General features: G+C 71.4%; 14 protein-coding genes. 7 read left to right on the top strand and 7 right to left on the bottom strand.

Going from position 1 to position 12228, the window contains the following annotated elements; all coding sequences use genetic code 11:
• Positions 1-6 precede the first annotated feature (6 nt).
• The 4 genes from nth to FK268_RS10890 are packed head-to-tail and all read left to right on the top strand — an operon-like array spanning position 7 to position 3363.
• Positions 7-777 (top strand): endonuclease III, encoded by a 771-nt coding sequence (gene nth / locus FK268_RS10875; RefSeq protein WP_146433920.1) that lies wholly within the window; start codon positions 7-9, stop codon positions 775-777.
• A complete protein-coding gene (locus FK268_RS10880; protein ID WP_231707028.1) occupies positions 774-1460 on the top strand; it encodes a TlpA family protein disulfide reductase in 687 nt (228 codons plus the stop codon). The genes nth and FK268_RS10880 overlap by 4 nt, the downstream gene beginning before the upstream one ends.
• Positions 1457-2167, top strand: coding sequence for an NUDIX hydrolase (locus FK268_RS10885; protein WP_146433922.1), 711 nt, complete (start codon positions 1457-1459; stop codon positions 2165-2167). The genes FK268_RS10880 and FK268_RS10885 overlap by 4 nt, the downstream gene beginning before the upstream one ends.
• Complete coding sequence (locus FK268_RS10890; RefSeq protein WP_146433924.1) at positions 2164-3363, top strand: MarP family serine protease; 1200 nt, start codon at positions 2164-2166, stop codon at positions 3361-3363. The genes FK268_RS10885 and FK268_RS10890 overlap by 4 nt, the downstream gene beginning before the upstream one ends.
• A gap of 19 nt (positions 3364-3382) precedes the next feature.
• Here FK268_RS10890 and FK268_RS10895 read toward each other — a convergent pair whose 3' ends face one another.
• From FK268_RS10895 to nhaA, 3 genes are all read right to left on the bottom strand, one after another.
• On the bottom strand, positions 3383-4348 hold the full coding sequence (locus FK268_RS10895; RefSeq protein ID WP_146433926.1) for an alpha/beta fold hydrolase: 966 nt from the start codon (positions 4346-4348) through the stop codon (positions 3383-3385).
• A gap of 23 nt (positions 4349-4371) precedes the next feature.
• Positions 4372-4884: a phage holin family protein gene (locus FK268_RS10900; RefSeq protein WP_146433928.1), complete on the bottom strand. Its 513-nt coding sequence runs from the start codon at positions 4882-4884 to the stop codon at positions 4372-4374.
• Between the two features lie 97 nt (positions 4885-4981).
• Positions 4982-6196 (bottom strand): Na+/H+ antiporter NhaA, encoded by a 1215-nt coding sequence (gene nhaA, locus FK268_RS10905; RefSeq protein WP_146433930.1) that lies wholly within the window; start codon positions 6194-6196, stop codon positions 4982-4984.
• A gap of 79 nt (positions 6197-6275) precedes the next feature.
• On the opposite strand from nhaA, the gene FK268_RS10910 reads away from it, so the two are divergent.
• Together FK268_RS10910 and FK268_RS10915 are read left to right on the top strand one after the other, a co-directional pair.
• The gene (locus FK268_RS10910) at positions 6276-7595 is read left to right on the top strand and encodes an MFS transporter (RefSeq protein WP_146433932.1); all 1320 of its coding nucleotides are present in this window, start codon (positions 6276-6278) and stop codon (positions 7593-7595) included.
• Positions 7596-7597: 2 nt separating this feature from the next.
• Positions 7598-8494 carry a 2-dehydropantoate 2-reductase gene (locus FK268_RS10915; protein ID WP_146433934.1) on the top strand — a complete coding sequence of 299 codons (897 nt, stop codon included), beginning with the start codon at positions 7598-7600 and terminating at the stop codon, positions 8492-8494.
• On the opposite strand, the gene mug is transcribed toward FK268_RS10915, so the two are convergent.
• Entirely contained in the window at positions 8451-9050 is a 600-nt protein-coding gene (gene mug / locus FK268_RS10920; protein WP_146433936.1) for a G/U mismatch-specific DNA glycosylase, read from the bottom strand. The two genes, FK268_RS10915 and mug, sit on opposite strands and share 44 nt — an antisense overlap.
• Positions 9051-9094: 44 nt before the next feature.
• Here mug and FK268_RS10925 point away from each other — a divergent pair, with 44 nt between their 5' ends.
• On the top strand, positions 9095-9619 hold the full coding sequence (locus tag FK268_RS10925; RefSeq protein WP_146433938.1) for a nuclear transport factor 2 family protein: 525 nt from the start codon (positions 9095-9097) through the stop codon (positions 9617-9619).
• On the opposite strand, the gene FK268_RS10930 is transcribed toward FK268_RS10925, so the two are convergent.
• The 3 genes from FK268_RS10930 to FK268_RS10940 are packed head-to-tail and all read right to left on the bottom strand — an operon-like array spanning position 9592 to position 12219.
• Positions 9592-10554, bottom strand: a complete 963-nt coding sequence (locus FK268_RS10930; RefSeq protein ID WP_146433940.1) for an ABC transporter ATP-binding protein — start codon at positions 10552-10554, stop codon at positions 9592-9594. The genes FK268_RS10925 and FK268_RS10930 overlap by 28 nt on opposite strands.
• Positions 10551-11363, bottom strand: coding sequence for an ABC transporter permease (locus tag FK268_RS10935; protein WP_231707029.1), 813 nt, complete (start codon positions 11361-11363; stop codon positions 10551-10553). The genes FK268_RS10930 and FK268_RS10935 overlap by 4 nt, the downstream gene beginning before the upstream one ends.
• Positions 11356-12219 carry an ABC transporter permease gene (locus FK268_RS10940; RefSeq protein WP_146433942.1) on the bottom strand — a complete coding sequence of 288 codons (864 nt, stop codon included), beginning with the start codon at positions 12217-12219 and terminating at the stop codon, positions 11356-11358. The genes FK268_RS10935 and FK268_RS10940 overlap by 8 nt, the downstream gene beginning before the upstream one ends.
• Between the last annotated feature and the right edge of the window lie 9 nt (positions 12220-12228).

A 12228-nucleotide genomic window follows, 5' to 3' on the forward strand; every position in this document is an offset into this window, starting at 1 on the left:
GATCCCATGCCCCCGGAGCCGGAAACCCACCTCGGACTGGTGCGCCGTGCCCGGCGGATGAATCGGACACTCGCCGCAGCTTTCCCCCACGTGTACTGCGAACTCGACTTCACCGATCCGCTCGAGCTGTCGGTCGCCACGATCCTCTCCGCGCAGTGCACCGACGTGCGCGTGAATCAAGTCACACCGGCGTTGTTCGCGCGCTACCGCACCGCCGCCGACTACGCCGGCGCGAACCGTGCGGAGCTCGAGGAGTACATCCGCTCGACGGGCTTCTACCGCAACAAGGCCACGTCGATCATGGGCCTGGGCCAGGCCCTTGTGGACCGCTTCGACGGCGAGGTGCCGCGCACCATGAAGGAACTGGTGACGCTCCCCGGTTTCGGCCGCAAGACGGCGAACGTGATCCTCGGCAACGCCTTCGACGTCCCCGGGATCACCGTGGACACGCACTTCTCCCGGCTGGTGCACCGCTGGCAGTGGACGGAGGAGACGGACCCGGTGAAGATCGAGCACGCCGTCGGCGAGCTCATCCCCCGCAAGGAATGGACCCTGCTGAGCCACCGCGTGATCTTCCACGGCCGCCGCGTCTGCCACGCCCGAAAGCCAGCGTGCGGCGTCTGCGTGCTCGCCAAGGACTGCCCGTCGTTCGGGGCCGGGCCGATCGATCCGGCCGAGGCCGCGGACCTGGTGAAGGGCCCGGAGCGGGATCACTTGCTCGAGATCGCGCCGCCCCCGCCCCGGCGCCGCCGCGTGCGGCCGGAGGCCGCCCGGTGACCGGGCCCGAACAGGAACCGGGTACCGAGCCCGCGCCCCTGCTCCCCGGCGAGCGCAGCAGGATCCCCGCCGCCGTGCGCTGGCTGATCGTCTGCGCGATCGTCGCCGTCGCCCTCGGGGTGGCCATCTGGCCCCGCGGGAACGAGGGTGCGGCCCCCACGGCGCCGGCGGCGGCACCGTCGACCAGCGCGAGCCCCGGCGAGCTCGCGGCCGCGCGCACGAGGGCGGCCCTGCCGCCCTGCCCCGGGGGCATCGGCGCGAAGGCCCTCGCCGGCAAGCCCCTGACCTGCCTCGGCGACGGCGCGCCCGTCGACCTGGCGGCCGCGGGGAACAGGCCGGTGCTGCTCAACATCTGGGCCTGGTGGTGCGGGCCGTGCCGCGTCGAACTGCCCGTGCTCGCGGAGGTCGCGGCGCGCGCGGGGGACCGCCTGACGGTGCTCGGCGTGCACGCCGACGCGAACGCCGCCGCGGGCCTCGACCTGCTCGCCGAACTCACGGTCGCGCTGCCCACGGTGCAGGACCCGCAGGCCCTCGTCGCGACCACGCTGGGAGCGCCCCGGGCGTACCCCGTGACCGTTCTGTTGCGCGCCGATGGCACTGTGGCCGGTGTGCACGCCCAACCCTTCACCTCCGTCGACGACGTGGCCTCGCTCCTGCGCAGCGAGCTCGGGGTGACGCTGTGACGGCCCCGCAGTGGCTCGACCCGCTGCTCGGCAACCTGGGCGATGTCGCGGGTGAGCTGAGGGAACGCGGCGGTGCGGTCGCGGCGCTGCAGCGGGTCAAGGATCCGCGACGCGCGTCCGTCCTGATCCTGTTCGACGGTGACCCGTCGGCCGCCGGACCGACCCCGCCCGCCGACGCGACGGTGCTGCTCACCCAGCGCGCCTCGGCGTTGCGGCAGCACGCGGGGCAGGTCGCCTTCCCCGGCGGCGCCCGCGATCCCGAGGACGCGGACGACGTGGCGGTCGCGCTGCGCGAGGCCCGGGAGGAGACGGGACTGGACCCCGGCTCCGTGCAGGTCCTGGCCGAGCTCGACCCGATCGAGGTGCCGGTGTCGGGCTTCCGTGTGGTCCCCGTGATCGGCTTCGCGGCCCGGCCCTGCGAGGTCCGCGCCGTCGATCCGGCCGAGACCGCGCTCGTCCGCCGTGTGCCGCTCGCCGAACTGATCGATCCCGCGCACCGGTTCATGGTGCGCAAGTCCTTCTACCGCGGGCCCGCCTTCGCCGCCGGACCGATGCTGGTGTGGGGCTTCACGGGCGGGCTCATGAACGCGCTGATCGGGGCCGCGGGCTGGGAACGGCCCTGGGACACCTCCGACGTGCGGCCGCTCACCGACGAGGTGCGCGCCGCGGCCACCCGCGCCCAGCACTGGCAGGAGAGCACGCGATGACCGGTTCCACCTGGGTCGACGTGATCGTCGTCGTCCTGATGATCCTGGCCGCGATCTCCGGCTACCGCCAGGGCGCCGCGGCCTCGGTGCTGGCCTTCATCGGCGTGGTGCTCGGCGCCGCCGCCGGCGTGCTGCTGGCCCCCCACGTCCTCGGCTCCGTGGGCGACGCGAAGGGGCGGGTGCTGCTCGGTGTGGGCCTGCTCGCGGGGCTGGTGATCATCGGCGAGCTGTCGGGCATGGTGCTCGGGCGCGCGGTCCGCAGCTCCATCCGCGGCACCGGACTGCGTGCCGTGGACTCCGGTGTCGGTGCCGTCGTCCAGGTCGGCGCGCTGCTGCTCGCGGCATGGCTGGTGGCCATCCCGCTGACCTCCGCCGCCGCGCCGCAGATCTCCCGGTCCGTCAACGGCTCCGCGGTGCTCGGCGCCGTGAACGATTTCGCGAAGGGCGTCGGCGCCGACGGGCTGCCGCAGAAGTTCTCGGCGATCGTCGACGACTCCGGGCTGCCGCAGGCGCTCGGCCCCTTCGTCAACACCCCGGTGGTCAGCGTGGAGGCGCCCGAGAGGGTGGACTTCACGGACCCCGCGGTGCAGCGCGTCCGGTCCTCGGTGGTCCGCATCGACGGCCAGGCCCCGTCGTGCAGCCGTGCGCTCGAGGGCTCCGGCTTCGTCGCGACGGCCGGCCGCGTCGTCACCAACGCGCACGTCGTCGCCGGTACCCGCAGCGTGCAGGTCACCGTCGACGGTGCCAAGAAGTACAGCGCGCAGGTCGTCTACTTCGACGCGCAGACCGACGTCGCGGTGCTCGACGTGCCCGGCCTGCAGGCGAAGCCGCTCCGGATCGTCTTCAACGGCGCCAAGCCCGGCGATCCCGGCTTCGTGCTCGGTTACCCGGGCGGTGGCCCGCTCACCCTGTCCTCGTCGCGGGTGCGCAGCCAGCAGACCCTCGAAGGGCGCAACATCTACCGGGACGCGCAGGTCCGGCGTGATGTCTACCTGCTGCGCGGGCAGGTGCGGCCCGGCAACTCGGGCGGTCCCGTCTTCGATCGCGAGGGCAACGTGGTGGGCGTGATCTTCGGCGTGGCCGTCGACGATCCCGACACCGCCTTCGCTCTCACCGCCAAGCAGGTCGAGCCCGCCCTGCAGGCGGGGACCACCGCGGCGGCGGGCGTCTCGACCGGGGCCTGCGTCAACCGCTGATCGGGCGCGCGCACGCCGGTCAGGGCAGCAGGCGAGGTCCGGGCAGACCCGCGAGGAAGTCCGCGAGCTGCGGCCCGACGGTGCCGGGCGCCTCCTCGTGCGCGTAGTGCCCGGCGTTCTCGACGGCCCGGACCCGGTAGTCGGTGGCCCAGTCGTGGCTCGAGTACACGGGCTGCGGCAGCACGTAGGGGTCCACTTCGCCGCGGAAGGCGAGCACGGGGATGTGCAGCCGCTGGTTCATGCTGCTGAGGAACCGGCTGCCGTCGGGACGGAATTGGCTGCGCCACGCCCAGCGCGCGTACTCGAGGGCACAGTGCGCGGTGCCGGGGATGCGGATGGCGCTGCGGTACTGCGTGAGCGCTTCGGCGTAGTCGGCGGTGCGTCGCCAGGTGGAGCCGCTGCGGGCGGCGTACAGGGCGCCGATCTCGGCACCGTCGTCGCGGGTCAGGCGGTCCTCCGCGACCCGGGGGAGCTGCGCGAAGGTGATGGGCCCGAGCATGGCGGAGCGCTGGTCCTTGTTGCGCAGGGCGGACCGCTTGAGCGCGATCGGGTGCGGCGAGGAGATCACCGCGATCGCGGAGACCAGCCGGGGGTGCAGGGTGGCCGTGGCCCAGCAGCCCAGGCCGCCCTCGCCGTGCCCGACGAGCGCCGCCGACGTGTGGCCGAGCGCGCGGACCAGACCTGCGACGTCGCCGGACAGCGTCCAACCGTCGTAGCCGCGCGGCGGCTTGTCGCTGTCGCCGTAGCCGCGCAGGTCGAAGGCGACGGCGCGGTAGCCCGCGTCGTGCAGTTGTGGCAGCAGGTGCCGCCAGCTCCACCAGAAGCCGCCGAAGCCGTGCAGCAGCACGACGAGCGGCCGGTCGAGATCGGGATCGGACCCCTCGGGCCGGTACTCGACGGCGTGCAGCCGGATGCCGTTGGCGCGCACGTCGAGGTGCTCCCAGGGGCCGGGGAACCGGACGCTCGACGGATCGGGACTGGTCACCGGGGTTGCCTCGGTCGTGCGGGTCAGCGGCGCGTGACGGCCGACGGTGCGCCCGCCGGCTGCTTGAGCGCGACCGCCGGGTCCAGATCGCCCTTGAGGATCGACTGCGACTCCTTGAGCGAGGCGATCGTCTTCTGCGGTCCCTTGATCCGCTTGACCTTGAGGTAGCCGAAGAAGGCCGCGACGCCCGCCACGAGCAGCATCAGGACGAAGACGATGAGTGAGGCCGCCCACATCGGCAGCCACACGTTGAGCAGCCAGGTGAGGAAGAAGAAGAAGAAGAACGACGAGTACAGCGCCACGACGCCGGCCACGGCGAAGAACGCGGAGCCCGTGGCCGCCTTCTTGACGTCCCGCATGGTCTCGGCCTTGGCCAGCTCGACCTCGGCGCGGACCAGCGATGAGACCTGCGCCGATGCGTCCCGCACGAGGCTGCCGATCGTGGGATCGCCCGAGGCGGTCACGTTGGGGTCGGTGAGCGGGATCGCGGAGAGCGTCCGCTGGGTCCCGCCGGTGGGCGTGCTGTCCAAGCTCACTGTCGTCCTCCTCTAGTTATCAGTCATCGTGCCAGAGGTCACCCCGGCGTGTCCGCGCGACCACGACGTGTCGACCTCTTCGGCGCGCACGGTCCCGTCACCCGGCCGCGTGCGCCCGTCCGCGCCGAAGCAGCAGCAGCGCCCCGACCACCGATGCCACCACCGAGGTGAGCAGGACCGCGGCCTTGGCGAGGTCGGCCTCGCCCTCGGGCAGGGCGAGCTCGGCGACCAGCAGACTGACGGTGAAGCCGATGGCCCCGAGCACGCTGAGCGCCAGGATGTCCCGGTTGTCGAGTCCCTCCGGGCGTTCCGCCAACCGCAGTCTCACCGCGACCACGCTGGCCCCCGAGATGCCGATGATCTTGCCGAAGAACAGGCCGATCATGATGCCGAGGGCGAGTCGGTCGGTGAACAGCTCGCGGAAGACCTCGCCGTTCACGGCGACGCCGGACGCGAAGAAGGCGAAGATCGGAACGCAGATCAGGGCCGAGACCGGCTGGATCCGGTGCTCGAGCCGTTCCGCAGGCGACTCCTGCTCGCCCGGGTCCGGCTTCACGCGGGTGAGTAGGCCCAGCGCAACCCCGGCGATGGTCGCGTGCACGCCCGACTGCAGGATCGCGATCCAGACCACGATCGCGATCGGCACGTAGTAGAGGGGCGTGGTGATCCGACAGTGCTGCCCGAACCAGTAGAGGGCGCAGCCGACGGCCGCGACGGCCAGCCAGCCGGCCTTGAGGTCGCCGGCGAAGAGGACCGCGATCACGGCGATGGCGATCAGGTCGTCGACCACGGCCAGACCGAGCAGGAAGACCCGCGCGCCCGAGGGCAGCCGCGACCCGATCAGCGAGAGGATGCCCAGAGCGAAGGCGATGTCGGTGGCGATGGGGATCGCCCAGGCGCTGCCGATGTGCGGATTGTCGCGCGCGATGCCGAAGGCGATGATCGCGGGCACGACGACGCCGCCCACCGCGCACAGCACCGGCAGCGCGGCGCCGCGCAGCGTCGACAGTTCGCCCACCACGAGCTCGCGTTTGAGCTCCAGGCCGGCCACGAAGAAGAAGATCGCGAGCAGTCCGTCCTTGGCCCAGTCGGCCAGGGAGAGCTGCAGGTGCAGGGGGTAGCCGAAGACGGTCCAGTCGTCGCTGCCGAGCGTGATCTCCGCGAGGTGGGCGTAGCTCTCGGACCAGGGCGAGTTGGCCCACAGGAGCGCGATCGCCGCCGCGATGAGAAGGGCTGTGCCGCCGACTGTCTCGGTGCGCAGGAAGCGGATCAACGCCCGTGAGGCCCGGAACCGGGGCGGTGCGTCGTTCATCGGTCGACGGTACCGCAGGCACCCTTCGTGACCCGGGTCACCGCTGTCGGCCCTGCATGCCCGGCGTAATCTCTGCGCAATGAATCGCAGGCGAATCGTCGTCGCCTCCATGGTGGGCACCACCATCGAGTTCTTCGACTTCTACATCTACGCGACCGCGGCCGTGCTGGTCTTCCCCACCCTGTTCTTCCCGAAGGGCGACGACACCGCGGCGCTGCTCGCCTCGTTCGCCACCTTCGGCCTCGCCTTCGCGGCGCGTCCGCTCGGGTCGATCCTGTTCGGCCACTTCGGTGACCGGGTGGGCCGCAAGGCCACCCTGGTGGGCTCGCTGCTCACCATGGGCATCGCGACCTTCCTCATCGGCGTGCTCCCGACCTTCGACCAGGTCGGCTACTGGGCGCCGGCGCTGCTCGCGGTGATGCGCTTCGCGCAGGGCCTGGGCCTGGGCGGCGAGTGGTCGGGCGCGGCACTGTTGGCGACGGAGACCGCGGCCCCGGGCAAGCGCGCGTGGGCGGCGATGTGGCCGCAGCTGGGCGCGCCCTTCGGCTTCTTCCTGGCCAACGGCACCTTCCTGGTGATCATGCAGCTGATGGACTTCGATTCGAAGACCTCCACGTCGAACCACGCCTTCATGACGTGGGGCTGGCGCATCCCGTTCCTCGCCTCGGCCGTGATGGTGCTCGTGGGCCTGTACGTCCGTCTCAAGCTGACGGAGACCCCCGTCTTCGCGAAGGCCGTCGAGGACGGCAAGAAGGTCAAGGCGCCGCTGGGCGAGGTGCTGCGCACCGCGTGGCGCCCGCTCATCATCGGCACCTTCGTCATGGTCGCGACGTACACGCTGTTCTACCTGGTGACCACGTGGATCGTCTCCTACGGCACCGGCAAGGTGGTCGACAAGTCGGGCCTCAAGCTCGGCATCTCCTACATCGACTTCCTCGAGATGCAGCTCATCGCGGTGCTGTTCTTCGCCGCCTTCGTCGCGGTGTCCGGGTACTTCGCCGATCGCATCGGCCGCCGCAAGGTGCTCATCGTGGTGACGCTCGCGATCATCGCCTACGGCCTGTCCTTCCGGTGGATCCTCGACCCGGCCACCACGACCCAGGGCACGATGCTCGCCGTCCTCATCGCGGGCCTCACGCTCATGGGCCTCACCTTCGGCCCCATGAGCGCCGTCCTGCCGGAGCTCTTCGCCACCAACGTCCGCTACACGGGCAGCGGCATCTCGTACAACTTCGCGTCGATCCTCGGCGCCGCCATCGCGCCCTTCATCGCCACCTGGCTGGTCAGCGACTACGGCGTCGGCTGGGTGGGCGTGTACCTGGCGATCGCGGGTGGCGCGACGCTGATCGCGCTCCTGCTGATGCACGAGACGCGTGACGTGGAACTCGACAAGGTCTAGTCGTGCGGATCCTCGTCGTGGGCGCGGGCGCGACGGGCGGGGCCTTCGGCTCCCGCCTGATCGAGGCGGGCCGGGAGGTCACCTTCCTGGTCCGCCCGGCGCGCGCCGCCGCGCTCCGGCGTGATGGGCTGCGGTTCACCGCCCCGGACGGCACGCGCACCCATCAGGTCGCCGTGCTCACCGCGGAGGAGCTCGCGGCGGCGCCGCAGGTCTTCGACCTGGTGATCCTCACGGTGAAGGCGCCCGCGCTCGAGGCCGCGATCGGCGATCTCCGCCCCGCGGTGGGGGAGCGGACCGTCGTCCTGCCCATCCTCAACGGCCTCGCCCACCTCGCTCGGCTGGAGCGGGAGTTCGGGCCGCGCGTGCTGGGCGCGCTCGCGATGATCGTCGCCACCCTCGACGACGGTGCGGTGGTCCAATTGACCGGCTGGTCCGACCTCACGATCGGCGACGGTGCGCCCGAGGTCGCGCGCGCCCTCGACGTGCCCGGCATCCGGCTCGCCGTGAGCGCGGACGTCACCGGCGCGTTGTGGGCGAAGTGGGCGTTCATCGCGGCCGCCGGCATCGTGTGCTGCCTGTTCCGCAGCCCCGTCGGGCCGGTGCTGCGCGCGGGCGGGGAATCGCACGTCCGGGCGATCATCGCGGAGACGGAGGCGGTCGCCGCCGCCGCGGAGCACCCGGTTCCCGCGCAGTCGCACGAGCGGACGGAATCAGTACTGCTGGATCCGGATTCGGCGATGACCTCGTCGCTCTACCGGGATCTGCTCGCGGGCCTGCCGAACGAGGCGGAGCACATCCTGGGTGACCTGGCGGCGCGGGCGCGCGACCTCGGCGTCGCCACGCCCCTGCTCGATCTCACGCTGGTGCAGGTCCGGGCGGACGCGGTGCAGCGAGGCTGATGCCCGCCGCCTCGGCGGCCCGACGGTACGCCGCCGAGAGGGATGCGACCGTCTCGTGCGCATTGAGACCGCTGGGGTTGGGCAGGACCCACACCTGCGTCTCGCCGATGGTGCGCTCCTGTGGCCCCGTACCGGCCTTCGGTTCGTGGAAGGCGGTGCGGTAGGCGGTGATCCCGAGGACCGCGAGGATCCGCGGGGCCACCCGGTGCACCCGCTCGACGAGCGCCTCGCCGCCCTCCCGCAGTTCTTCGGACGTCAGCTCGCTCGCCTTGGCCGTGGCCCGCGGCGCGACGTTGGTGATGCCGATCCCGGCGTGCACCAGCGCGTTGCGGTCGGCGAAGCTCATCCCGTCGGTGGCGTCGATGACATGGTCCACGATGCCCGCCGCGTACAGCGCCGGGTAGAAGCGGTTGCCGGGCCGGGCGAAGTGTGCGCCGGTCGCGGCGGTCCACAGTCCGGGGTTGATGCCGGAGAAGAGCAGCCGGCAGCCGGGCCCGATCAGGTCGGGCACCGTCGTATCCGAGTAGGCGAGCAACTGCTCGCGGGTGAAACCCATGGATACTGCCTACCGGTTCGCGCCCGCGTGGTCCACTGGGGGCCATGACCGTCGATGACCTGCTCGCCCGCGCGGAGATCCACGACGTGGTGCTGCGCTACTGCCGCGGCATCGATCGCCTCGACCCGGAGGCGGTCCGTGCCTGCTACCACCCCGGCGCCGTTGATCACCACACCGGCTTCGACGGTCCCGTCGAGGAGTACGTGCCCTGGGTGCGCGGGCAGTTGGAGTCGCTCGGCGGCACGCATCACCAGGTCGGCAACCACCTGTGCGAGGTGCGCGGCGCCGTCGCCGTGGTCGAGACCTACTGCACCGCGACGCACTGGTCCGCGCCGGGCGCCGATCTGCAGGCGTACCTCACGCTGGGCCTGCGCTACGTGGACCGGTTCGAACGCCGGGACGGACGGTGGGCCATCGCCGAGCGCTGGGCCGTCACCGACTGGACCCGTTGGGAGAAGGACCTGACCGGGCCGCTCGGCGTGCCGGAGGCCGGTCCGCTGCCGGCACGCGGCGGCGGCGATCCGATCGATGTGCTGCGCGATCAGGTGTTCGGTCGCGAGCGCGCGTAGAGCCGACGAACCACATCCTCGATGTCGGGTTCTTCGACGGTGAGGTCGCGCACCGTCGCCCGTTCGGCGACGGCCGAGAGCACCTGCGGCAGCGGCGCGCTCAGCTCCAGCCGCTGACGCAGGCCCCCGCCCTCGCTGGCGAGGTGCCGCGCACCGTCGACCTGGAGATCGGGGGTGGGCCGGTCCAGGTCGAGCACGAGCACGCGGGCGGCGCCGACGGTACCGATCAGGCCGTCCAGGTCGCCGTCGAAGGCGGTGCGCCCGTGATCGACGACCAGGATCCGCTCGCACAGTCGCTCCACGTCGCCCATGTCGTGCGTGGTGAGCAGCAGGGTGAGCCCGCGTTCGGCGCGCTCCGCGATGAGGAACTCGCGCAGGCGCTGCTTGCTCAGCACGTCGAGGCCGATGGTGGGCTCGTCGAGGATCAGCAGCTCGGGCGAATGCATCAGCGAGGCGGCGACTTCGGCGCGCATCCGCTCGCCGAGGCTGAGCTGCCGCACCGGACGGTCGAGGTAGTCGCCCAGTTCGAGGTGTTCGACGAGCCGGTCGGCCCGTTCCTTCGCCACGTGGTCGGGGAGGCGGTGCACGGCGGCGAGGATCTCCAGTGACCGCCCGGTCGGCAGGTCCCACCACAGCTGCGACCGCTGCCCGAAGACCACGCCCACCCGGCGGGCCACGTCGCGCCGTCGGGCCAGGGGATCGAGCCCGACGGTGCGCACCGTCCCCGAGGTGGGCACGAGGATGCCCATGAGCATCTTGATCGTGGTGGACTTCCCGGCGCCGTTCGCGCCGATGTACCCGACGGACTCGCCCGGGACGACCGTGAGGTCGAGGTGGTCGACGGCCGTCGTCACGGTCCTGGTGCGTCCGTTCCAGCCGCGCTTGACGAAGGTCCGGGTGAGCGCCCGCGTCTCGATGATAGGTTCGCCGGTCATCCGCCCGCTCCTCGGTAGTGCCGTAGCCCGAACCGCCAGGTCACGCCCGCCAGGATCATCACCCACGCGGTGGCCAGGGGTAGCGCCCACGCCAGGCCCGGTTGGAAAAGGCCCTGGCCGGGCTGGTTCAGGATGTACAGCGCGGGAAGGTAGCCCGTGAACGCCAGGGGCAGCAGGAAGCCGAAGGACACCTTGATCGCCGTCGGCCACACCGACGCCGGCTGACTCGCCGCGTAGCGGCCGCCGTAGACGAACGAGTTGGTGAACTCACCGCCGTTGACGAGGACGAACTGCAATCCCGCGGCGATGACGAAGACCGCCGAGTAGATGATCGGCCCGCAGACCAGCGCCAGGATCAGCATGCCGACGGTGCCCGGCCCCCACTCGATCGCGTTGTGGGTGAGGGCGTAGCAGAGCGCGAAGAGGCTGACAGCGGGGCGGGTGAGCCGGTGGATGCGGATGTCGCTGGTCATGAGCTGCACGAGGATCGGCTGCGGCCGCAGGTAGAAGACGTCGATCGTCCCGGCCCGCACGAAGCGCGGCAGCTTGTCCAGGTGGCCGAACAGGATGTCTGCGCAACAGAACGACAGATCGGCGAGCGCGAAGACGAGCAGGACGGCCGAGAAGCTCAGTCCGCCGATCACCGTGGCGTTGTGGAACAGCAGCCAGACCTCTCCGAGCTCCACCAGCCCGAGCAACAGCGAGGCGAGCAGATCCATGGCCAGCGAGGCGCGGTAGCTGAGCTGCTCCTGGATGCGGGAATGCAACACGGTGCGATACGGCGCGAGCGCGGTGGGACGGTCAGCCACCTTGGACCTCCAAGCGGCGGCGCCCCGCGGCGGTGAGGAAGCGGCCCAGCAGAAGAGCGACGAGCGTCCACATCACCTGTATGCCGATGGTCGTGAGGGCGGCACCGTCGTCGATGCGACCGGAGAGAATATCGCACGGCGGCATGAGGATCCATGCGAAGGGCGTGAACTCCGAGAACGTCGCGAGCCCGTGCGGGAACAGGCCCACCGGCACGAACATGCCCATGAGGAAGCTCGAGACCACCACGTAGAACATGCGGATACCGCGGGTGTCCACCACCCAGAAGCCGACGATCTGCACGCAGTACAGCAGCGCCTGCGCCAACAGGATCGCCAGCAGCACGCTGATGGCGCCGAGGGGGTAGGCGAGCGGCTGCGAGGACCACGCCATCATGCCGGTGGCCGCGCCGATCACCACGAGCGGTAGGGCGCGGGGGATCAGCGAGTACAGCGCCCCGCCCAGGACGGAGGCGAGTGATGCGCACTGCACGTCCAGCGGTCGCAGGAAGTCGATGGCGATGTCGCCGCTGCGGATCCGCTCGGACAGGCCCAGATCCGGGCCGAACGCGCCGATCGCGGCGAGCATGCCCTGGGACAGGAAGATGTAGCTCACCATCAGCTGCGGCGTGTAACCGCCGGCGGCGCCGCCCGCGCCCTGCAGCGTGGCGAGCAGGATCGCCATCTTGACGAAGCCGAAGACGGAGTTGGTGAACACGCCCGCGGCCGCCGCGCCCAGGTAGGTGGACTGCTGGCGGAAACCGGCCACCGTCAGGCGCGCGTACGGCAGGACGGCGGATCGGACGGTACGAAGGAGGGCGGCACGCCCGGGAACCACGGCCGCGTTGTGCGACGACACAGCTACCGG

Origin of the sequence: Tsukamurella sputi, from assembly GCF_007858445.1 — a bacterium.
Lineage (GTDB): Bacteria > Actinomycetota > Actinomycetes > Mycobacteriales > Mycobacteriaceae > Tsukamurella > Tsukamurella sputi.